This is a genomic window from Sphingobacterium allocomposti, assembly GCF_008124885.1.
In the GTDB taxonomy this organism is placed as follows: Bacteria; Bacteroidota; Bacteroidia; order Sphingobacteriales; family Sphingobacteriaceae; genus Sphingobacterium; species Sphingobacterium allocomposti.
This window is the reverse complement of sequence record NZ_VNHX01000014.1, coordinates 90,826-115,190: the sequence shown is the minus strand read 5'-3', so window position 1 is coordinate 115,190 and position 24,365 is coordinate 90,826. Positions and strand designations below refer to the sequence as shown.

15 protein-coding genes are annotated in these 24,365 nt (G+C 46.7%); 12 read left to right on the top strand and 3 right to left on the bottom strand.

Annotated features, from left to right (window positions below):
- Window positions 1-104: 104 nt before the first annotated feature.
- The 3 genes from BC792_RS11375 to BC792_RS11365 all read right to left on the bottom strand — a co-directional run bounded on the left by BC792_RS11375 (window position 105) and on the right by BC792_RS11365 (window position 2,730).
- Entirely contained in the window at window positions 105-587 is a 483-nt protein-coding gene (locus tag BC792_RS11375) for a hypothetical protein (RefSeq protein WP_246155011.1), read from the bottom strand.
- Window positions 588-685: 98 nt separating this feature from the next.
- Window positions 686-2,086, bottom strand: a complete 1,401-nt coding sequence (locus BC792_RS11370) for an ABC transporter permease (RefSeq protein ID WP_148909132.1) — start codon at window positions 2,084-2,086, stop codon at window positions 686-688.
- 5 nt (window positions 2,087-2,091) lie between these two features.
- Window positions 2,092-2,730: an ABC transporter ATP-binding protein gene (locus tag BC792_RS11365; protein ID WP_148909131.1), complete on the bottom strand. Its 639-nt coding sequence runs from the start codon at window positions 2,728-2,730 to the stop codon at window positions 2,092-2,094.
- A 289-nt stretch (window positions 2,731-3,019) separates the two neighbouring features.
- On the opposite strand from BC792_RS11365, the gene BC792_RS11360 reads away from it, so the two are divergent.
- The 12 genes from BC792_RS11360 to BC792_RS11305 all read left to right on the top strand — a co-directional run bounded on the left by BC792_RS11360 (window position 3,020) and on the right by BC792_RS11305 (window position 23,494).
- The gene (locus tag BC792_RS11360; RefSeq protein WP_148909130.1) at window positions 3,020-4,246 is read left to right on the top strand and encodes a hypothetical protein; all 1,227 of its coding nucleotides are present in this window, start codon (window positions 3,020-3,022) and stop codon (window positions 4,244-4,246) included.
- 116 nt (window positions 4,247-4,362) lie between these two features.
- On the top strand, window positions 4,363-7,188 hold the full coding sequence (locus BC792_RS11355; protein WP_148909129.1) for a TonB-dependent receptor: 2,826 nt from the start codon (window positions 4,363-4,365) through the stop codon (window positions 7,186-7,188).
- Window positions 7,189-7,752: 564 nt separating this feature from the next.
- A complete protein-coding gene (locus tag BC792_RS11350; RefSeq protein WP_148909128.1) occupies window positions 7,753-8,079 on the top strand; it encodes an ABC transporter ATP-binding protein in 327 nt (108 codons plus the stop codon).
- Between the two features lie 450 nt (window positions 8,080-8,529).
- A complete protein-coding gene (locus tag BC792_RS11345) occupies window positions 8,530-9,195 on the top strand; it encodes a hypothetical protein (RefSeq protein WP_148909127.1) in 666 nt (221 codons plus the stop codon).
- A gap of 981 nt (window positions 9,196-10,176) precedes the next feature.
- Complete coding sequence (locus tag BC792_RS11340) at window positions 10,177-10,755, top strand: RNA polymerase sigma-70 factor (protein ID WP_148909126.1); 579 nt, start codon at window positions 10,177-10,179, stop codon at window positions 10,753-10,755.
- A 122-nt stretch (window positions 10,756-10,877) separates the two neighbouring features.
- Complete coding sequence (locus BC792_RS11335; protein WP_148909125.1) at window positions 10,878-11,867, top strand: FecR family protein; 990 nt, start codon at window positions 10,878-10,880, stop codon at window positions 11,865-11,867.
- 263 nt (window positions 11,868-12,130) lie between these two features.
- Window positions 12,131-15,568, top strand: coding sequence for a SusC/RagA family TonB-linked outer membrane protein (locus BC792_RS11330; protein WP_170250017.1), 3,438 nt, complete (start codon window positions 12,131-12,133; stop codon window positions 15,566-15,568).
- A gap of 9 nt (window positions 15,569-15,577) precedes the next feature.
- The gene (locus tag BC792_RS11325) at window positions 15,578-17,092 is read left to right on the top strand and encodes a RagB/SusD family nutrient uptake outer membrane protein (protein ID WP_148909123.1); all 1,515 of its coding nucleotides are present in this window, start codon (window positions 15,578-15,580) and stop codon (window positions 17,090-17,092) included.
- 9 nt (window positions 17,093-17,101) lie between these two features.
- Window positions 17,102-17,842: a DUF4843 domain-containing protein gene (locus tag BC792_RS11320; RefSeq protein WP_148909122.1), complete on the top strand. Its 741-nt coding sequence runs from the start codon at window positions 17,102-17,104 to the stop codon at window positions 17,840-17,842.
- A 3-nt stretch (window positions 17,843-17,845) separates the two neighbouring features.
- Complete coding sequence (locus BC792_RS11315; protein WP_148909121.1) at window positions 17,846-19,354, top strand: PKD-like family lipoprotein; 1,509 nt, start codon at window positions 17,846-17,848, stop codon at window positions 19,352-19,354.
- A gap of 91 nt (window positions 19,355-19,445) precedes the next feature.
- Window positions 19,446-20,912, top strand: a complete 1,467-nt coding sequence (locus BC792_RS11310) for a redoxin domain-containing protein (RefSeq protein WP_170250016.1) — start codon at window positions 19,446-19,448, stop codon at window positions 20,910-20,912.
- A 380-nt stretch (window positions 20,913-21,292) separates the two neighbouring features.
- Window positions 21,293-23,494 (top strand): DUF4838 domain-containing protein, encoded by a 2,202-nt coding sequence (locus BC792_RS11305; protein WP_148909119.1) that lies wholly within the window; start codon window positions 21,293-21,295, stop codon window positions 23,492-23,494.
- Window positions 23,495-24,365 lie beyond the last annotated feature (871 nt).

The following is a 24,365-nucleotide window of genomic DNA, read 5'->3' as shown; positions in this document are numbered from 1 at the left end:
TATATATTATTGTAATCGGAAAGTGGCCCAATGACTAGCGAAATAATTGGCCCAATATCACCGAAATCACTGGCCCAGTATCACCGAAATAGACATCCGAGCTCCTATTTCATCAATACCGCGTCCACAATCTGGATCTCTGCATTTCCTTTCAAAGGTTCAGGATTGAACTTCATTTTACCCTTTATCTTAATCGGTTCTTCAGTAAACTTCACGGATCCGTTCTTCATGAAAATTTCTACCATAGGGGGTATTCCGTTTGTTCCGCAGAACATACATTGCATAACAGGGAGGACAGACAGCATAAAGGTGCTGTGCGTACGTCCGCTGTTCAAAGGCACCAGATAACCGGGAAGCTCGACTATTTTGTTCTCCAATGCTTTAAGCGCCGGCGGATAAGTCGGTGTATAGACCTTTTTGTTTCCCTCGTAAGTGACTTTATACATCATCTTATCTATGGCTTCCCATGTGCTGTTCATCATGGGGGTGTGGTCGGGCACGTTCATCTCTGGAAACTGGCCGATCTGCGCCCGGGTGGATCCAAACGCAGCTAAGCTTAACAACAGTATAGTTATGTATTTTTTCATTCGAATAGTTTGTTTTTTATAGCAATGAAGATTGCACAAATTGTTCATCCTTTTGTTTATAGCCACTTATGCAGATCTCATCAGCATAACTTATTCACCTATCTATCACCTAAAACGGCCGAAATGGACGTTCTGTATGCTTTGATAGCCGGTATTACCGCGGCGATCGCTCCGATTAAGCACGCTGCCAAAATTAACAATAATTCCCGGCTATTGAAGCGTAACGCTTCGATGAAAGCGGCGGACTCGCTGGCCTGTTCGTTGATAATAAATAACGCGGCATGACCGAGCAGCAAGCCGATGAACCCGCCCAAACACGTGATCACTAACCCTTCGACTAACACCAGACTAAAAAGTTTAGTTTTCGATGCACCCATGGAACGCATAACCGCGAGGTCGTATTTACGTTGTTTGAGGGCATTGTATAGGCTGATGAAAACGCTTAGTCCGGCTATTGCCATAATGACGTAAGCCAGGACGGCCAAAGAATCCAGACCGACGCCCAGCAGTGCGAACAAACGTGTGCTTTCGATCGCAGGGGAGGCGGCCTGCATATCGGTCGATTGATTTACTAATCGTGGTACAATGCCCATAGCTGCCGGAGATGCGTATTTCACCAGCAGCGCGGTAACCTCATCACCCCGGGCTTCCAACATGTCGTCTCCAATGTTTTTTACAAACGCCTCACGGGGCCGTTCGGCGACGATCTCCCCGTCGTCTTCATGCTCGTGATGTTGATGTCCATCAGCCCCTGTATCCGAATGTTGGTGATGTGCTGCTGCGTCGTCGTGATCATGATGATCATGCCCGTCGGCAGCATCATGCTCATGGCTATGCTCATGGCCGTCGTCCGCGTGGTCGTCATGATCGTGATCGCCATGAGCAATCCCGTGCACATCCCATACGCTTTCGAGGTTACACAGGATAAGGTTGTCAACCACCGTATTCGACCTTTCCAGTATTCCGACGATCCGGAACGGATGCTCGTCGTGTACGTGTCCGTCTGCAGCAAGGCCGTGCGCCGTGTGGAACACATCGCCTATTTTCAGTTTCTGCTTTCTCGCAACGTCGCTACCGATGACGGCCTCAAAAGAGTCTGACCACAACGATCCCTCTTTAATACGTAGGTTATAAAGGTCGAGGTAGCTCGGTTCTGTACCAATCAGACGGTGACCATTAAAATTATCGCCCAGTGAAATCGGCACGGCAAGCTCTATGAACGGATTGCCGGATAGCTCGCGCGCGGCATCCAGCCGGATGTTCCCCGTGGGATTATCCACATGATACAAAGAGCTTAAAATCAGCTGTAGAGGACTTCCTTTCTCGCCAACGACCAAGTCGATATTTTTGGTGTTGCTCGATAGCTGCTTTTCAAAAGTTTCACCGGTGATATAGATGACACAAAGTATGGCTACCCCAAAGGCGGTGAGCAATACACTTAATAACGTCGAACCCAATTGTTGGGTAATATTCTTCCAGACGAGTTGCAGGCTATTCATGGCGTCTATAATTGATAGGAGTTTGTAAATTGATCTTTAATACGTTTGTCGTGCGTTGCTATGAGGAGTGTGGAGCCGTAGTTGCCCGCGATGTCAAAAAGTAGCTTGAGGACCAGGGCTGTGTTGTTGTCGTCCAGTGAGGCGGTCGGTTCGTCCGCTAAAAGGAGAGCCGGCCTGTTGATGACCGCCCTGGCGATGGCCACACGTTGTTTTTGCCCGCGGCTTAATTGGTGGGGCAGGCTATTCGCTTTTTCCCCAAGCTGCAGCTGTTCCAGTACATGCATAACTTCCGCTTCGTCCACCGGATTCTTGGCCAGGTTTTGTGCCAGCATAATGTTTTCGGCAACCGTCAGGTTGCGCAGCAAATGTGCTTCCTGAAAAATAAAACCCAGATTTTTAGCCCGGAAGGCGTCCAACGATGAGCCGCGTAAAGCGTACAGGCTTTGGTCCATCAGCCTCACTTCGCCCGTGGTGGGCGCGGAAAAGCCGCTTAGCAGATGCAGCAACGTGGTTTTCCCTTTCCCTGAATCACCCAGAAGTAAGCAGTGTAGACCCCCTTGGACCCGAATGTCCGGAAACGAAAGGTTGGTTCCCTGTGGATATTGGTAGCTTAGTTGGGTGGAAGATAATACGATGTCTGCCATGGTGTGTCGTTTAAAGCCGCAAATTACTAACAAATTCGATGAAGTACGAATGAAATACAGTTGCGTTTATTTTATTTAACGAAAAAAATACAATAATAAGTAGTGGCATGGTAAAAGAGTAAGATGTCGGTTTGAATGTTTTGATGTGTCGGGGAGAAAACGGGACGATAGTTGTTTTCTTTGTGTTAATATTTTGATAATAATAAGGTATTCTTAAGATAATTTAAACTTAACATGTTGTTAACAGGAAAGCTGAATATTTGTAGCTGTAAAACATAACATTTAAAAGATGAAAAAGATTTTATTCTCTGCATTGACAATTGCGTTGTTAGCAGGTTTCTCTAGTTGCTCGGATAATGATGATCCGACAGGTCCTGAGACGCCACAGGGCGAGGAGATTGTAAAACAAGGTATTATAGAGGCTAACGAGACATGGACCGCCGACAATATTTACGTATTGGATGGTCGGGTTGTCGTGAATGAAGGTGTTACGTTGACTATCGAAGCCGGTACTATTATTAAGGCAGAAGATGGGCAGGGGTCAAATGCATCAACGTTGATAGTTGACCGTGGAGGAAAGCTGATTGCTAACGGAACGGCTGATAAGCCAATCATCTTTACTTCGGTTAACGATGATATCCAAGTCGGTGAGAAAGAAAGTACGTTAGAAGTAGAAGATGCTGGTCAATGGGGAGGTGTTATTATCTTGGGTAATGCTCCTATATCAGTTGCGGCAGCCGAGGGGATAGACTACATTGAAGGTATACCTGGAGGTTTGTCTTATGGCGAGTACGGAGGAAATAATCCCGCTGATAATTCAGGGTCGTTAAAATATGTTTCTATTCGTTTTAGTGGTGTGGCATTGGAGCAAGATGCTGAAATTCAAGGGCTAACATTGGGAGGTGTAGGTAGTGGTACGACTATTGAAAACATTGAAATTTATTCGAATAAAGATGATGGTATTGAGTGGTTCGGAGGAACTGTAAATGTTAAAAATGTCTTGATTTATGGACAGGAAGATGATGGTCTAGATATCGACCAAGCGTATTCAGGCACTATCGAAAATGCACTAGTTATACAAACAGCGAACTCTGGTAGTGCATTCGAAATTGACGGGCCAGAAGGTAATGCGGAGGGCTCGTTTACGATTAAGAATGTGACTGTGAATATGGGGAATTTTCAGGGCAAACTTATAGCCGATTTTCGCGACAGAGCAATGGGGCATTTAGAGAATATATACGTTTACAATGTTAATGCTACTGGTTCAACAGTAAACTTAAATGACGAGGCAAGTGTATTAAACTTTAATGCAAGCAAATTGACATTTGCAAATTGGGAGATTGTGTTGCCTACAGGAAAGACTATTGCTAACCTTCTAACATCAAAAGGAACAACTTTGCCAACATCAGCAAGTTTCATTGAAAACGTTACTTCTGTTAATGCTAATGCACAAACCGTTGGAGCAGACGTTTCTGTATTTAACTGGACATTTGCTAAAGCAAAGAACGTTATTTAACTACGCTTTCTTAATTAAGCGATAAAGATAAAATCCATCTTCCACTCTCGTACTACTTGAAGGAAGGTGGATTTTGTATAAAATTATAACACTATATATAACAATATTACACTTGAATGAACAAGCATTATTTTATATTGCTACTGATGACTATAGTTTCTCCAATTGTTCTATTTGCACAAAGTGGCAGAATATACGGGGTGATTAAGGATGAAAGTTTAAACACACCTTTAGTGGGAGTTAGTGTAGCAGTCATCGGGGTAAGTAAAGCTGCCAGCTCGGACTTTGAGGGCGATTATACCTTGGAGGTAGCGCCGGGAACGTATAAAATGGTTTTTAGCTACGTCGGATATGTAACGAAAGAAGTCACTGACGTTAAGGTAGAGTCCGGAAAGGCTACGCATGTCGATATTACCTTATTGCCTTCTTCCGACCAGCTGGAAGAGGTCGTTGTATCTGTTTCGGCAAGGACAAATACAGAGCAATCTATTCTAAATATGCAGAAAAATGCCGGGGTTGTAATGGATGGACTATCTTCTCAGGCTATTCAACGTTCCGGCGCCAGCAATATTGCTTCAGCTGTCCGGGTGGTGCCAGGAGTTTCGGTGCAGGACGGGAAATATCTGTACGTCAGAGGTCTGGGCGATAGATACACGAAGTCTATTTTAAATGGAGTAGATATTCCAGGTTTGGATCCGGATAAGAATACGGTGCAGATGGATATATTTCCTACCGGTGTCTTGGAGAATATCGTGGTGATGAAATCTGCTTCTGCGGAGCTACCGGCAGATTTCACGGGCGGGGTAGTCGATATTGTCACGAAAGATATCCCAGCCCAAAAGCAACTTGGCGTATCCCTATCGTTAGGTTATAATCCTCATATGCATTTTCAGGATAACTTTGTGTCCTATAAGGGTAGCAGTACAGATGTTTTCGGATTTGATAACGGAGTACGTAAACTCCCAATTTCCAAGGGGTACAATATACCAAATCCGGTATCCGCCGATAATCGTCCAATTGTTGAAGATGTGACTAAATCATTTTCTCCACTTTTGGGTGCTGAACGTAAAACAAGTAGTATTCCGGACTTCTCATTAGGAGTGGATTTCAGCAACCAGTACAACTTGTGGGGGAATAAGCTTGGTTTAATTGGGGTGTTGAACTATAAAAAGACGACGCTGTTCTATGAAGGTTATCAAAATGGAATTTATCAAAAGCCTAATCAAAGTGATGCGAGTTCGGAACTAAGAGCTGACAGGACGTCGGAAGGGGATTTAGGCGAGCAGAATGTCTTATTGTCTGGAATGGTCGGATTGAACTATAAAACGGCGCGATCCAAGTATGCATTGAATTTCCTTCATATTCAAAATGGAGAATCTCGATCGGCCATTTTTGATCAGATAACGCGCATTGCCAATTCTAATAATACGTACAAGCATTTGTTGGACTATAGCCAGCGGTCTATTTCGAATATCCTTCTTAGTGGTAAGCACAGCAACGAAAGTGCAAATTTTATTACGGAGTGGAAGGTATCGCCGTCTCTTGCCAAAGTGAATGATCAGGATGTCAGATTGACGACCTTTGTGGTAGATCCTGCGGGTAATTATGTTATTAGTACCGACGCTGGACTCCCTATGCGCATCTGGCGTGCGTTAGAGGAATTTAATACCATTGGAAAAGTTGACTTTACAAAAAAGCTGCAGTTGTTTGACCGTGAAGCGTCTGTTAAATTTGGAGGTCTCTATAGTTATAAACAGCGCGACTATGCGATTAATAATTACACAGTCAATTATAGAAACGTGAATTTAGCTGCTCCCAACGGAGACCCTAATGCTATTTTGAATGAGGAAAACATATATGACGCGACTCGTGATGGAGGTTTTTATATGCAAGGCCAGTTTGAAGCTGCTAACACGTTTGATGCCTCACAGCACACGGCTTCGGTATATGCATCGGCCGAATTTAAACCATGGGATAAGTTTAGAACGATCATCGGATTGCGCGGAGAACAGTATATATCTTTTTTTACTGGTCAGAACATTGACCGTGTTCGATATGACAATGTGAAGACTATCAATACTTTTGATTTGTTTCCGTCGTTGAATCTGATATACAGTCCTGTCGCTAATCACAATTTAAGAGGGTCTTATTCAAGAACAACTGCTCGTCCGTCATTTAAGGAATTATCCGTGGTTCAGATCTATGATCCGTTGACTGATACTAGATTTTTAGGAAACCTTGAATTGGTGCCTACTTATATCAATAATGTTGATTTACGATATGAGATTTTTGGAGATCAGGCCCAAATGGTAGCATTAAGCGGATTTTATAAAAGGTTTGAAAACCCGATCGAATTACAAGCTTTCTCAGACGCTTTGCCGAACAATATCATTGCTCGCAACTCCAACACCGCTAATGTATTTGGAGTGGAAGTAGAAGCGCGAAAAAATTTCGGATTTTTAATGGAGGAATTGCAAAACCTGAACTTGAATTTGAACGCATCTATTGTGAAGTCGGAAATAGAGATGGGCGATAATGAATATAACTCTCGTTTGTCTTTCGCAAGGGAAGGTGAAGTGATCGAGAGAACGCGGGAACTACAAGGACAGTCGCCGTACCTAATTAATGCCGGACTAAGTTATAATACCGCTGACAAAGGGTTTGAGGCTGGTGTTTTCTACAATGTACAAGGTAAAACACTACAGTTGATCGGTTTTTCTAGAAATTCGGACGTATATATGAAGCCTTTTAACAGTTTAAATGTAAACTTGTCAAAAAAGGTTGGACGAGATATGACAGCCGGAGTGATTAGTTTAAAAATAGACAATTTACTGGATAGTAGGCGGGTAAGTGTGTATGAGGCATATATGGCTGCTGATCAGATTTATCAGCAACGCGCACCGAGGCGTACGTTCAGCGTGGGGTACAGTTACAACTTCTAAGAAGTTTTAATCAATCATCCCTAGGGAAAAACGATTCCTTTTCTGAAACCTTAATAGAAAGACCCCGATACGAAACCGTGTCGGGGGTCTTTTTTATAGTATTACCCTCTTTCCGGGAACTGAATCCCCCCCACACACTATCTTTAGTGACGCGGCGTGTCACTAAGGGCCTTAAGATAAAAGGGGAGTCTGGGGTTTCTGTTTCTGGCCGATCCGTAGCGACCGCTTCGCTGGCTCTACAGACAGTACGGAGCTTCGACAGAGTGACTGAAAGCCTTTGTATTTAATAGGGCACAACAGGTTATAGTTAATAATTTGTTTACAATATATTGATTTGTAGATAATATCTTTTTCTTTTATTGCTTTCGTTATTAAAGGATTAGCTTGTATATCTAGTATATCCACTTTTTACAGGATTTTCTGCCAGTATTGAGTTTTGCTCAGAACGTGTCTTCGATAAATGGTGCAAATTGATAGTAGTCAAGTAGATATTGTCGCACGGGGTGTTTTTTTACTATGGAGCAAGAATTTGAGTTGGCCAAAAAACGTTAATGTAGTTTCGTTATGAAGATAAACCTATTATGCTGTATAGTATTATCGATGTTGCTGTTGACGGCCTGTGGTGCGCTGTTTAGTCGCTACAACAATTATATGAGCGAATGGAAGGGGCAGGATGAAGATCAGATTTATCTCGTGTATGGCCCGCCCATGCGTAAACAAGATCTAAAAGATGGGAGAACACTTATAGCGTATGATTATCAGGCACCGGGCGGAGATACTATATCCACATGTGAGGTTAGATTTACGTTGCGTGATGGTGTGGTTGAAGAAGCTACCTATGGAGGCAATTACGGTGCGGTATCACGTTTTGTGAAAGGCCCGGGAAAGTAGGTCTATAACAGCGCAAACATCCGGACGCTCTTTTCTTAGAGCGGATACGTCAAAGCCGTCTCGAAGTGTACCCGAATAGCATACCAGAAAATGATAAATTTCTGCTTGCAGACCTCATATACCTTCAGTAGGTTTTAAGTACTCCTTAAGTACTGATGAAGTACTATTTACGCGGCTGTTGCGTAAACGAAGAAAGGTACGAGAGGCCTACAGCTAGGCTACATGCGTCTGTACACTTGCTGCGAATCGATCCGCTGTTGACGGTAAACGTTTAGTATATTTAAGAGCTTACCCGATATTCAAGTATGACTCAAACTAATGATCAGAAAGCAGGTAAGCTGATTTGGCAAGTCCGTGAGAAGATATAACTTTAAATCAGCCCAGCGGTTTGTCCGCTTTTTATTTTAACCTTACGATAGTATATCGAGACTTGCCTATATTTGAAATGATATGACAATTTCACTCCGACTAGTTGTTTTACTGCTGTTTAGCAGCTATTGCAGCTTGATTTGTGCACAACAACCGTTTATAAAGCTAGCGAAAGGCCCTATCGTGTTTATGCTGGATAGCCAAGGCAATGTACGCCATGTTTTTAAGGGAGGGGTGGGGAATGTCAACATGAACTATGATTTAGGAGGGCGTTTAACTGCCATAGGAGATATGCGTATTTCATATAATCACGACGGAACGGTAAGGAGCGCAGGCAGTAGCGATGTAGACTATGATATATGGGGCAAAGTGCGTAACGTGGGCGACGTAGGTATTGACTATGATCTGGGAGGACGAATAAGAAGGCTTGGTGGGCGCGGGATCGATTATGATTTGGAAGGCCGGATACGGGAGATTGGATCTATCAAAATAGATTATGATCACTATGGACGTGTTCGAAAGTTTGGAGATGAGGATATAGATTACGATCTGAGCGGCAAGGTCCGGAGCTTTGGAAGCTTAAATGTCGGCTATGATCTAAGTGGGAGTATCAGTAAAATAGGCGAATATCGTTTCGATTACCACCTTGATGGCAAACTCCGGTCTGTTAGCGGCGGCGCTGCACATGGAGCGGGTGAAAAAATCATGTGGTATTACTATACGATTCGGCAGCTAAATAGGGATTAATAGGCGCTTCCCATTCACTTACTACAGATAAGACGGGTGTAAGCGTGCCTATATGCGAGCCTTCCTGTCTAAAAAATAATGTTTCATTCCCTTCATGTAGGGGGGCGACTTTAGTTTCCGCGATGGTATGTGCTACCTCTGGGATTTGTATTGAGATTTCTTCGGGAGCTGTTCGAGTCTTGTTCGACTGGGCTTCGACAGCTGTTCGACTGCTCTTCGGCTGCGAGTCGAACAGCTGTCGAAACTCTCCCGAAGGGCTGTCGAAGCGTTCCCGAAGCTGTCCCGAATAGGAGTCGAAGCCGCCTCGAAGGGAACCCGAACCGCATAACAGAAAATGATAAATTTCTGCTCGCAGACCTCCTATACCTTCAGTAGGTTTTAAGTACTCCTTAAGTACTGATGAAGTACTGTTTACGCAACTGTTGCACAAGCAAAAAAAGGTACCGTTAGTGTACTGTTAGTTCACTGGTAGTGTACGGGAAGTGTACTAAAAAGGTACTAAAAAGGTACTAGAAAGGTACTGGAGAGGTACTACGGAGGTACGGGGAAGGTACGGGAGACCTACGACCAGGCTACATGGGTCTGTACACCTGTCACGAACCCATCTGCTGCTGACGGTAAACCTTTAGTATATTTACGAGGCTTGTTCTTATCCATACTTCTGTCTACGGACACCACGCAACTGTTGGTGAAAAACACCTTTCTTTCCGCCTTACTTCCAAATGTTTTTGCTAGTTTTATTTAAAAACTTGCTATTTTTCTGAAAATTTTACTGAATATTGCCGTTTGTCTTGTGTTTTTTTTAAACAGTGACTACATTTAAGCACGAGCGTAGGAATTAGTCTATTACATTTATAGACTTTGTTTTAAATGTCTATATTTGTCGCGGCGCCGATAGTCGGGTAGAGTTACGATGCGGCCGCGTGGATGAACAGATCCTCCGGTATAAGAAAGGGGGATCATGCAAACTGAAGAAGAGGCATGGGGATGAAACTTTTTAGGGCAGACTCGGACAAGCAACAGATAGCTGCCATTAGAAATGGCGACGAAAAGGCCTTTGCCCGGGTGTACGAGCATTATTGGAAAAAATTGCTAGCTATTTCTTTCCAGCACACCAAAGATAAGGGGATGGCAGAGGAGATCGTGCAGGAGGTTTTTGTATCCCTTTGGCAGCGCCGCAATGAGTTGGAGATTCAGCATCTGTCCAGCTATTTAGCGACCGCCGTAAAGTTCGCTACCTTCAAAATGCTGCAGCGCAGTCGGCAGCAGGAACTGATTCGCGATGCCGTACTGCCCAAAGATTTCCAGCAGCTGGACGAACAGGCCATCGATGCCCGTTTTTTGCAGGAGTATGTCGACGGCATCGTCGAGAAACTTCCGGAACGGTGTAAACTCGTATTCCAGCTGAGCAGGGACGCCCAAAAATCGCATCAGGAAATAGCACAGCAGCTCCACATTTCTGAAAAAGCAGTGGAAGCCAATATAACACGGGCCTTAAAGGTCATCCGCATCAATCTCCGTCGGGTCGGCTTTAGCCTGTTTCTCTTTCTTTTCTTCTGACCGGCGCTGCTAGCCGGGTAATCTGTCGCCGTCGGTCTGAGGTCTTTGGCCTCAAAAAAAAATAAAAATTCTATATAGGGGTACCCCCATGTGTATGGTACTCTGTAATTAACAACCATATTATGGAGAGCAATGAACTACATCGGCTAATTCGAAAGTACTTGCAGGGGACGGTAAGTGACGCGGAGCGCGAACGCCTTTTGCAGTGGTATAGGCAGGACGTAGCGGATGACCTGCTCTGGGAGGCAGACGATCCGAATGAAGAGGAACGGGTGCACGACCGAATGAAGGACAGAATCTGGATGGCGGTAAGGGAAGACGCAGCCGGGCGGAAAAACAATATCAAGAAGAGCGGGCTGAAACCTCTCCTGATGTATGCCTCTATTGCAGCCATATGTTTGCTCGTTCTGGGAATCGCTTTTTGGAGAGCCGGCGACGATATGGGGCAAGCTCTAGTAGCAACCTCTTCAGCGGAGCAAACCGAAAATCGGTTTGTGTTGCTTCCGGACAGCTCCCGTGTAGTTCTTCGCCCGGGAAGCCGGTTGGTATATAAGACCGATTTTAAAGGTGCGACGCGGGAGGTAATGCTGGTAGGAGAGGCATACTTTGATATCAATAGAAGGGAGCATCAACCTTTTATTATTCATACAGGAAAAGTAAAGACGGTAGTCCTTGGAACTGCCTTTACCATAAGGGCCGCCGAAGGAGAGGAAAATGTGCAGGTCGTCGTGCAGCGCGGAAAGGTCCGGGTGGAGCAGGAGGAACAGATCATGGCCGAACTGACAGCCAATCAGCAAATCGTTGTGCAGGGCGAGAAAAAGGCTCCGAAGAAGCAGACCGTATCCGCAGCAGTGGGAGATACGTTCGCCTGGACGGCACAGGACATGCAGTTCGATGCACAAGCTTTTGGCGAGTTGACATCCCGCCTGGAACGTCGATATGGCGTGGAGATTCGCTTCAAGAACCCTGATTTAGCCAAATGCCCGATTAGTGGCAGGTTCAGCGGCATGGAGACATTGGAAGAAGTCCTGGACATATTATGCACAGCTCGAGGAGCCTTGTACAGGCGGGCGGGAGATATGGTCGAGATAGACGGCGCCGGTTGCCTCTAAAACAAAAGAACTAACATTAATTATACATAACTAACTATTGAATAACTTAATAACATGAATAGGAGCAAAAATCACGATCCCTAAAGAGAAAATAAGAGAAAAAAAGCCCCTGTCGCCGTAGGAAGCTTAAACAGGGAGCTTAGGTTCAAACATTTTGGTAAACTTTTAACCCAATACAAATAATGCAAAAAATCTTGTTTTTTGCAAGCGGAACGCCGTGGCGTTTTCTAAGCTTGCATGGACGGCACAGTTTTCTTTTTCTTATGAGGGTCAAATTAATTTGTGGGGTGCTGCTGACATTGACAATCAACCTCTTGGCCTCCAGCCCCACCGTCGGTCAGAATATCCGCGCCAACACAGTCGAGTTTGGTATCCGGACAGCTACATTGAAAGCAGCCCTGAAACAACTGGAAGAGGAAACAGGGATGTCGATCTTTTATCCTACCGAGATTGTGGATAGATATAGCGCTCCCGTCCTTTCTCCCCAAAAACGTACGATTGCAGAGACGCTGGATCTCTTGCTGGACGATAAACCGTTGGGATACAGTCAGCGCGGAAAAAATATTGTTCTTTTTGAAAAGCGGCCGTCGTCCCAGACGAGCACACAGCGGGGGCAACAGCGGGTCGTCAATGGGCAGGTACTCGGCGCGGCCGGCCGACCCTTGGGCGGTGTAACCGTTTATGTCCGTAACTGGCAGAGCTTGCCTCGGGAGCTTAGAAATGTCTCTAGCACGGCTACTGACGCGAATGGAATCTGGTCTCTTCCGGTTCCGGCCGATACAACCGTCCTCGTGTTCTCTTTAATCGGTTATGAGAAGCAGGAAATAGCAGTCGGTAGCCGGAACTCCTTGGTTGTGACCATGCAACAAGATAAGGCCACACAGATTGAGGATGTTGTGGTGACAGGTTTGTTTGAGCGGCCTAAAGAAGTATACACCGGTGCCGTGCGCTCTTTTAATCAAGAAGAGCTACAACAGGTGGCCGGAAACAATGTGCTGACCGCGTTGAAATCGTTGGATCCTTCTTTTCAGATGCCGGAGAATATCAATATGGGAGCCAATCCGAATGCATTGCCGGAGGTCACATTGCGTGGAGGGAATAGTCTTGTAGATCCGAGTGGGACGACCACCAGCCCTTTTAATTATGAAACCGCGCCCAATACGCCCCTCTTTATATTGGATGGCTTTGAGGTGTCGCTGACCCGTATTAACGACCTCGATCTGACGCGCATCAAATCGGTAGACCTATTGAAAGACGCGACGGCGACGGCGATTTATGGATCCAGAGCGGCCAATGGTGTGGTGGTGATTGAAACGGTGCGTCCGGCTTCTGGCGATCTGCGGATTACCTATACGGGCAATGTGTCCTTGGAAATGGCCGATCTGTCAGATTATAACCTGTTGAATGCACGGGAAAAGCTGGCTATTGAAGAACGTACCGGTGTGTATTCCTTTTACGGGGATACCCGCATCGAACAACAGCTGGAGCATTACTACAACCATCGCCTGTCGGAAATCGAACGCGGGGTGAATACCGATTGGACAACCTTGCCGATACAAGTGGGGGCGGGACATAAACATAATCTTTACATAGAAGGTGGCGATGAAAGTATACTCTACGGTATCGGTGGAACGTACTTGAATATGCAGGGGGTGATGAAGGGATCCAGTCGCCGGAACATATTAGGAAATGCGTATCTAGCCTATCGAAAAAATGGTTTGAATGTGCGCAATGAGGTGACGGTCACTAGCAATCTGGGCAAAAATTCGCCTTACGGCACTTTCCGACAATATACACGTCTGAACCCCTATTGGACGCCCTATAATGATGACGGCACGTTGAAGTATTATCTGGAGGAAGTGTATGATAAAGACGGCAACCGCTTAACCAACTTCGATTCTTACGATAACTTGGACGGTATTATCCCGTCGAACAACAATCCGGTGCGACCGATGAATCCGCTCTATAATGCGAATTTAGGCGTGGTTGACCAAACGGGGTATACGAATATCATGAACAACACGGCGCTGCAGTGGCAGGTGAACCCTTGGTTACGACTGACCGGTAGTGTGGCTTTGCAGTTTCAGTGGGATGAGTCGGATCGCTTTTTACCGGCGCAACATACGTCCTTTTCGGCTACGGAAACTTTCGAGCGCGGCTCTTACGATAAAGGACATGGCAAGCGCACCAATTACGATATCAACCTTGGCGCGAATGTAAACAAAGCCTTTGGCAAGCATTTACTGTTTGGAACGCTCGGGATGAATGCACAGCAGGTGAAGAGTTTTTCCAACCTTTATACGGTTGTCGGTTTTCCGAATGCCCGCATGGACGATGTGACGCAGGGGCTGGGTTTTCGGGACGGCAGCAGTGTGACCGGCGACGAAGGATTTACCCGCTTGCTGGGTGCTTTTGTGAATGGTTCTTATGCCTATGATAATCGGTTTCTAATGGATGCTTCTTTCCGCCTGGATGGCTCTTCGCAGTTTGGAGCGAACAACCGTATTGCCCCTTTCTGGTCGCTCGGTGGAGGATGGAATGTACATAATGAGCCGTGGTTGCAAGAAGAAGAATGGCTGAATATGTTTAGGCTGCGTTACTCCTTCGGCTATACCGGCTCGCAAAATTTTGATTCTTATCTGGCGAGAACAACTTCCCGTTTCTATAACAACATGGATTACCGGGGCATGATCGGTTCTTACTTGTTAGGTTTCGGTAACGATGATCTTTCTTGGCAAAAAACGCAAAAGAATAACTTTGGTTTTGATATCCATGTGTTTAATCGCCTGAATATCGTTGGTAATTACTATATAGAAACCACGCGGGGCTCTATCGGTACGGTGAATACCGCACCGTCGTCGGGATTCTCCAGTTACTCCGAAAACATCGGGGACATGAAGACTAAGGGTTACGAACTTTATGTGCGTTATAATATTATCAACTCCATGTCTAATCGCAACAATTGGTCGGTGTTTGCGAATTTGTTCCATGTAGACAACGAGATCACCAAGTTGTCAAGCACCTTGGAAGCCTTGAATGGGCGGGCAGACACGACATTTTCCTCCGTACCGATTACGCGATATGCCGTCGGCCAGTCCACCAACGCGATTTGGGCCGTGAAATCACATGGGATTGATCCGGCATCGGGCTATGAGATTTTCGAGAAACAAGACGGCAGCTTGACCAATATCTACGATCCGCGCGATCAGGTGATTATTGCAAATGGCCGCCCGAAACTGGAAGGTACTTTCGGGACAAATTTTGAATACAATGGTATTGGGGCCAATGTATTCCTCCGCTTCCGCATTGGCGGTTATGCCTACAACCAGACGCTGGTGGATCGGGTGGAAAACGCGGCGGTAAATATCTACAACGTGGATCGGCGGGTGGCGGAAGAACGTTGGCTGCAACCGGGAGATATCACTTTTTTCAAGGGCTTGATTGATTATAATGGTTTTGCCATTAATACGCCGACCTACAACTCCTCGCGTTTTGTGCAACGCAGTGATCTGCTCTCCCTGGAAAGTGTTTCGGTGTACTACCGCTTCAGCGATGCATGGAACAAACGGCTTAATCTGTCGAATACGCGGATCACTCTGTTTAGTAACGAATTGTATCAATGGTCGGCCATTCAGCGCGAAAGAGGGTTAGATTATCCGTTTTCCAGAACATTTACGTTGCAGTTTACGACCTCATTTTAAGATAAGACCATGAAGAATATAAATAGAAATATACAAACCTTGGGCTTCTGCCTTGTGCTGATACTCACAACGGTGTCCTGTAATAAATGGCTGGACGTACGTCCGTCGAACCAGTTCGATGAGGGCGAGCAGTTTCAAACGGCACAGGGTTACATCGATGTGCTGGTTGGGGCTTACCAATCCATGAACAATGAAGCGACTTATGGCGCCGAGTTGAGCTTCCGCTTTGTAGACGTGCTGGCACAATTGTATGCGAATAAGAGCAATAGCAGCACCGATTATTACAGCTTATCCGCCCGTTATGCCTACACCGAGGCGAATGATACCCGACATAGTCCGAGAGTCGTCATCGAGAACCTCTGGGCAAAGCAATATAACAGTATTGCGCAGCTGAATTATTTGTTGAAGCATATGGACAGCCAGCCGGCGGAATTGTCGGAAAGAGATTACCGCCTGATCAAGGGAGAGGCGTTGGCTTTACGGGGCTTCCTGCATTTCGATTTGCTGCGCTTATTTGCGCCGGCTTATAGCGAGGCAACAGCCAATGAACCGGCAATTCCGTATGTAACGGAATTTACCGTTTCGCCGAGCAATGTGTTGACTGCGGCCGAAATCGTGGAACGCATAGAAGCCGATATGTTGGCGGGCATCGCCTTGCAGCAGGAAATGCAGAACATCGATCAAATAGCGGGTAATCAAGGGGCGACCGTGATCGGTGCAGAGTTGTTCTATAGATTTCGCCAAAATCGCATGAATTACTGGGCTGCGAAAGCCTTGCTGGCACGAATGTACCTCTACGCTGGCGATAAAGTGAATGCTAAGATTTATGCGGATGAGGTGATCAATAGCGGCTGGTTCTACTTCTCGCCGATTTCTGGTAGAAATTATGACGAGCGGGATGAACGCTCCGACATTATTTATACGTCGGAACATATCTTTTCCCTCCACCATTCCCGCCTAAACGACGTAGCGGATGACTTCTTCAAGACCAATGCTTTGGAGCCCGAAGGAAGTGACCTGTTTAATACCCAATCGGTGCTGAACGGTATCTATGAAACTACTGTCGAAGGCCTTGGTTCGGATATTCGCTCGTCGCTTGCTTCACCAAGCCGCTGGTCGGCGCATAGTAATTCGGCCGTCTATTCCAAGAAATATTATTCCGATCATAGTACGAATGTTAAGCAGCGTCTGATACCGTTGATACGCCTGCCGGAAATGTATTATATCGCTGCAGAATCGGCGACGTCCTTAGCAGAAGCTCGGGAATACCTGAATGTCGTTCGCGAAGCACGAAACATCGCGCGTCCTTTTACTTCCGAAAACCTTTCAGATGAGGCAGCGCTCCAGGATGAACTATTTAAGGAATACCGGAAGGAATATTATGCAGAAGGGCAGCTGTGGTATTTTTATAAGCGCTTTGGCTATACTAGCTTGCAAAATAGCGTTTATTTCGGAGTTATGAACGCCGTCTACACCTTGCCGATTCCGAATACGGAAATAGAGTTTAACCCTGACTATCAATAAGGAAGAGAGATGAAAAAAAGAACGATATATGGCCTGTTGGCTCTGTTGTTGATACTGGGCTGTAAGGAAGATGAACGTCTCATGTTTGAGGACGAAGCCAGTGTATATTTTGGTGCACAATTGAATAATGGCGGTTTTTATAGTCTTGATTCGCTCAACTATTCCTTCGCCTTCGAGCCGGAGGAGGTGGAACGGGATACCTTGTATGTATATTGCCGGATTACAGGACTGGCGGCGGATCACGATCGTAGGATCAACTTTGTCGCCGATGAAGGTAGCGATGCGAAGTCTGGTTACCACTATGAGATTTTGAACCCGCTGATCCCTGCAGGTCAATACGGTAACGATATTGCCATCGTGTTGTACCGCCAGCCCGGACTGCGGGATTCTTTGGTAACCGCTTTGCTGCGTATCGAGGATTCAGAGGATTTGCGGGCAGGATACGACGATACAGGAGCTCATCCAGTTGGACGATCGGAATATACCCGTCGGGAGTTCAAGTTTACCATCACCGACCAGCTGCTGAAACCAACGAATTGGGACAGCTCCTGGCTGTCTTCTTTCGGGGAATATTCGGAGGTGAAGATCCGCTTTATCAGCAGTGTGACGGGATACACCAGCTGGGGAAGCAACCCCTTGCCGCAGGATAGAAATTTTATTGTGCAAACGGCTTACCAGGCGTTGTATAATTACGAACAGCAAAACGGCGATTTGATCGACGAAAACGGTAACCCGGTTAAATTTTATTAGGCAATGAAGAAGATGAAAATAATAGGGTACATGCTGCTGTTTATCATGATCGGCGCATGTACAAAAGATAAGAATAACTTTTCCTACGAAGAGCCAATTACCTTTGATATTAGCGATGAAGAAGCGCCTGATGTCATCGAAATCGGTCTAGGGCAGCGCTTACACCTGTCGCCAAACTTCGACGATTCGAAGGGCGACTACAGCTATCTCTGGATTGCCGCGCGAAATAATTCGGCCGTGGGCTATCGGGAGCCAAGAGATACATTGGGTAGGGAAAAAGAACTGGATACAGAGATTTCCGACTTTTTCATTCTTGGCGAACCGTATCGACTTACCTTTAAGGTAACGGATAATAAGAGCGGGGTTTCTGGGTTTTATTTTTACGACCTGCGTATCACCAATCGCTATAGTGAAGGTTGGATGGTTTTGGAGGATAAAGGAGGTTTTGCAGACTTTTCCATGCTATTGCCGGATACTTCGGTAGAGCGTGATATCTATTCACTGGTCAACCCGAATTATGCAATAGCCGAGCCCCTGATGCTCAGCCTCTCCTCAGGTTCAGTAGCAGATGATGTCTCGCCGACAGGGAGAAAGTTATATCTAGCAGGGAAACGCGATGCGGTAGAGCTTGATCCGTTGACCCTGCAGATACGCTATAATCTGGATGCCCTATACTTCGTGCCACCAGCTACCAAAAATTTATCCTTTATCGGTTGGTCGGGAACGAATTTAGGTGTAATCCTTAACGACGGTCTTTTGCAGGCGAATATGACCGGTGGTTTTCCGGGGGCCAAGAAGTTCGGGCCAAGTATGCAAGCACCGGGTGTGGAGTACGACTATCAAATCGCGCCTTTCACCGCGAATGTTGGGGAATACGATTGGCGCCAACATCCGGTTGTGTATTCCCATATTCTGTATGATCAGCAAAACCAACGTTTTTATAGGACGAGTGGCGGAAGTCTGGACGCCCTGCCGACCAATGCGAGCAACCCGTCTATTTTTGATATGAATGATGTGGGATTGGGCATGAAGTACATGGGAACGGCTAATGTGAATAATACACACAATGCGGTGATGTACGACGGAGCACAACCTTATTTATTACAATTTTCGTCGTTGACTACCCAAGGAAATCCGGTGATCACCCGCATGAAGCAAAGTATGGATGCTCCTTATATTCTGGATACAGAAGCGACGAATATCGCCTCTTCGTCCCAATCAGCGCACATCTTTTACGGCTATGAAAATCGACTGTACCGCTACGGCATCAATGCAAATTCGACAAACCAGTTTCATGCATTCCCGGCAGGGGAGGGGATTATCAATATGAAGTTTAGAGCCATAGACGATAATGGTCGTGAATACGGCGAATTGCTGGTCGCAACCTGGGATGGCCGGGAAAGTAAATTGTACCTATTCTCTGTATCCCTGGCAGGCCTCGTCGGCGAACCCAGCGACGCCATTGCCGGTTTTGATAAGGTTTTGGATATGGTGTATAAAGGCGAATCGTAGAGGCGTAGTGCCTATGTGCTGTAACAAATATGCACACGCCCTTGCGGAAAGAAGCAATTTAACAATAAAGCAGAAACAAGAAAATAGAACAATGAAGAAATTAATCACAGCAGCCCTGTTACTCGCGGTAAGCGCGGGCATGGCACAGAGTAACCTGCAGGAAAAACGGTTGCAGTACGCGAAAATAGCAGAGAGCGGCACCAAAGCAGAGAAAGAAGCGTTGGCGCAGGAGCTTTTTAAGCTCGCTAAAAGCGCCAAAGATGAGGGCGATCTAATCTTTGCGAGCAATTTCATCTACCAGCTTGGGCATGAAAACAGTGCCGATTCCATACGCAAAGAAGTAATTCGCAAATTCCCAAAAGGGGTAACCGCGCGCGATGCTTATGTAACAGGGTTCTATGATTTGGAAAGTACGGAGGAGAAGGAAAAGCGATTTAAGAGTTGGGTGAAGAAATGGCCTATGGAAAAAGCGGAAGGCGATAAACTCAGCTATGACTATATCATAGCTGCCCTAGCGCGTGCTTTTGCGCAAGAGGGGGAAAAGGAAAAAGCGCTTTCCTATGTGGAGCAGATGAACGAGCGTTTCTGGCGCGCGCAGGGCTATATCCCCGTAGCGACGAGCTTCCTGCAGCAAGGCGATACAGCGGCAGCAATCCCACTAATTCAGACGGCTATTGATGATGCGGAGTACTACATCAATCTTCCCAAAGAGCAAAAGGACAATAAGGCCGGATTTGCCGCTGTGGGCTATCCCGGATATGTAGGTCAGTTGGCGGAGATATATAATGCCCAGGGCAGACAGACGGAAGCGTTGGAACTGATCGAGAGGGCCATAGCGCTGACGCCGGAACAGGCTCCCCGTTTCAGTAGCAGCTACTTTAAAGGGCTGGAAGCGTCGGGACGGAAGCTGGAAGCGTTGCAGCAACTCGAAATCCTTTATAAACAGGGAACATTTGGGTACAAAGATAAGATGACCGAATTATACACGGAGTTGAATGGATCAGGTCAGGGATTGGCAGCTTACTTTACGCGCTTAGATCAGGACGTTGTCAAAGCTATCTGCGACCATATTAAGGAGATGGAAGTCTACAAACCTGCTCCGGCATTCGAGCTCCTGAACCTAAAAGGGGAAAAGGTGTCGCTCGCAAGTCTTAAGGGCAAGGTGGTTGTGCTGGACTTCTGGGCGACGTGGTGCCAACCGTGCATCCGTTCGTTTCCCGGTATGCAGGCTGCCCAGGCAATGTATGCAGAAGACGACGCTGTGCAGTTTTTATTTATCAATACGTGGGAAAGGGATGCTGCATACAAAACAAATGTGCCCGCCTTCATCGAGAAGAACGGGTATCCGTTTGAGGTGCTATACGACGATCAGAAAGATCCCGATACGGGCGAAGTGCTTGCTGCCAAGTATGGCGTCCGCGGTATTCCTGCCAAATTTATAATAGACAAGGAGGGAAATATCCGTTATTTCTTAACAGGGTCTACACCTAATGTAGATTATATCAAATTGGAGATGCGGGAACTGATAGAGGCTGCTAAAAAGCCATATAAACGCTAGCAGTTTGTTTATAACGGCGGAAAGCAGGCGCTTTTCCGCCGTTATGTATTCAAGATCCGTACTTAGAAGGATTTCCAATCTATATTAATACCACGGAGCGCATTGTTTATGGCTGCAAGAGGGCATCTCATACCGGAAATCGTTGTCGAGCTGATTTACCATCGAAGTTCAGACGGAGTAAGCACAACTGTGTCGACGTCAATGTTCTGAGGCACCATCTACGCCATTAAACCATAACATCCATATGCGATCGCCTACGGCAATTTCCGTATACACATAATGAAAATTTAGCCGACCTTTGTAAAACGGCAGGGGCGGACATAAGGCTGCCTGATCCGCCGGCTCGCGAGGTGCAGCCGTGGCGTCAAACTACTTTGAACATGTGGAAATTTATGGTAGGTATGGTACTGTTAGTAAACGCAGCGTATGGGCAACAAAGGGTTCCGGTCGTCAGACACGGTGCTTCCCCCTTCGTTATCGATGTAGACCGCAGGGATGAGCTGGCGTTAAAAGCAGCGCAGGTCGTTAAAAAATATACAGCGGAAAGTACGGGCGTAGTGCTCCCATTTATCTGGGAGAAAGGTGGTGAAATGGCTATTGTGATAAGGAGGGTTGATGAAAACGGCGAGCGTATGGAAGATAGTTATGGACTGCACTATGAACAGGGAAAGCTGTACATCACCGGCGTCGGACGAGGTGTCGTGTTCGCAGCCTACCGGTATGTACGAGACATTATAGGTGCATGCAAGTGGTATGCGGGCAGGGAAAACACCGATATCCCGAAGCTTGAGGAACTTTATATAGACGAGGGACTTCATATTTCCGCGGCGCCGGCCTTTGTTTACAGGGAAGTATATTTTCCGGTAGAACTCGATCCCGAATATATGGACTGGTATGGCCTACATAACCTGGAGGAGAAATGGGGCGAATGGGGGCATACCTTTAACAAAATATTACCTCCTGCCATTTATTTTAAGAAGCACCCTGCGTACTACGCCTGGTATAACGGGCGGCGGCAACCGACGCAGCTCTGTCTTTCCAACGAAGAGGTTTTCGCACGTACCGTGGACTACTTCCGGGAGAAAATGGAAAATAACCCTTCGGCAACCTATTGGTCTATTGGTCCCAACGATGCGCTAGGACACTGCACATGTGCGCAATGTAGCAAAACCAACGAGCGCGAAGGAGGACCTCAGGGTACGCTGATTCGCTTTGTAAACCGGGTGGCTCGTACATTCCCAGGTAAGAAATTTACGACGCTTGCTTATCTACAGACGGCAAACGCGCCGCTTCACGAGCACGTTGAAGACAATGTATATGTCATGCTGACCAACGTGGACGCTTCCCGGAAGCAGAATATAGGTATTGAGCCGTCTGCCGGGGCCTTTCGACGACAGCTTCAGGATTGGACATCCAAGAGCAGGCATGTGTTTGTATGGGATTATATAACGCAGTTTACGGGTTTCTTAACGCCTTTTCCTGTTCAGGGAACCATGCAGCAAAATGTGCAATATCTGAAATCGGCAGGAGCCGAAGGCATTTTTCTGCAGGGAGGGGGCGGTACGTACAGTGATATGGCGGAGCTAAATGCGTATGTGCTTGCTCATTTGCTATGGAATCCGGATGCCGATGAAGGGCGGTTGACGGATGAGTTCATCAATGGCTACTACGGCAAGGGAGCCCCCTATGTTAAGACCTATCTGGAAGCCCGTCGCCTCAACCTGCTACAGGAGGCACATTCCCTGTCCATCTATGGAAACCCTATCGATCACCGTAACGATTTCTTGCGGCCGGAAGCTATGGAACGGTATAGTGTATTGCTGGAAAAAGCCGAAGTAGCGGTGGAAGGAGAACGCTTATTTGAAGACCGTGTCAGACGGATTGGTGTGGGACTTGACTATACCTATCTGCAGCAATCCCGTTTTTATGGGCCCCGCCGACATGGTGTTTTTATACAGGATGGAAAAAAATGGGCCGTAAGGCCTTACGTCAGGCAGAAGGTCGATCGCTTCGTGCGCGACAGCAGAAGGTTAGGCGTGGTGGAGCTCTCCGAAGGTGGGCGTTCGCCGGAAGGCTACGGAGCCGGGTGGGACGTTATCTTTGCGCAGGGCTTGCGTCCGAATAAAGCTAGCGGCGCCGACGTCAGCCTGGTCCATCCTTACGATCCGTCGTTTCCGGCAAATGGTGTCGCCACGTTAACGGATAGCGTTCCGGGGTACGACGACCACAGCTACAACTGGCTGATGTGGTACGGAACGCCGATGGACGCTACCATTCAGCTGAAGGAGGCAAAGCGGATAGGTTCAGTTGAGGTGAACTTTCTACAGGATGCACGGCACTGGATATTCCCACCCAAAACGGTAGAGATCTTTGTGTCGGTGGATGGGGTGCATTTTCGTCGCGTGATGCATAGGGATATACGGCCGGTAGAAGAAGATTACACCGTTCGGCGTAGAAAATATAGGGTTGCGGTGAAAGAGTCGATAAAGGCAGTCCGTGTTTATGCGGAGCCGTTTGGCGCGTTGCCCAGCTGGCGTTTTCATCCGTATAAGAAAGTGATGATAGCCTGCGACGAGATCTAGCTGGACTAAGTCCGGAAATAAGGTTATTGGCAGGCAGAGCCTGACATTGTCGAAGAGTGAGAAGAGTTAGAAGGTTAGATCGCTTCGTCGTAGGAGTTCGGGCCTTTACGACTTTACAAATCAGCAACTTCACGGCTTATAGCCATCAGCTATCAGCCATCTGCCATCTGCCATTTGCCATCCGCCATGAGCTATTGGCCTCTCGCTTTACGACTTTACAAATCAGCAACTTCACGCTTATAGCCATCAGCTATCTGCCATCTGCCATCTGCCATTTGCCGTCCGTCATGAGCTATTGGCCTCTCGCTTTACGACTTTACAAATCAACAACTTCACGCTTATAGCCATCAGCTATCAGCCATCTGCCATCTGCCATTTGCCGTCCGTCATGAGCTATTGGCCTCTCGCTTTACGACTTTACAAATCAACAACTTCACGCTTATAGCCATCAGCTATCAGCCATCTGCCATTTGCCGTCCGTCATGAGCTATTGGCCTCTCGCTTTACGACTTTACAAATCAACAACTTCACGGCTTATAGCCATCCGCTATCAGCCATCTGCCATTTGCCATCCGCCATGAGCTATTGGCCTCTCGCTTTACGACTTTACAAATCAACAACTTCACGCTTATAGCCATCAGCTATCAGCCATCTGCCATTTGCCGTCCGTCATGAGCTATTGGCCTCTCGCTTTACGACTTTACACATCAACAACTTCACGGCTTATAGCTATCAGCTATCAGCCATTTGCCATTTGCCATTTGCCATCTGCCATTAACCATTCCCTTCCAGCTTCGCTTTACGACTTTACAAATCAACAACTTCGCGGCTTATAGCTATCAGCTATCAGCCATTTGCCATTTGCCGTCCG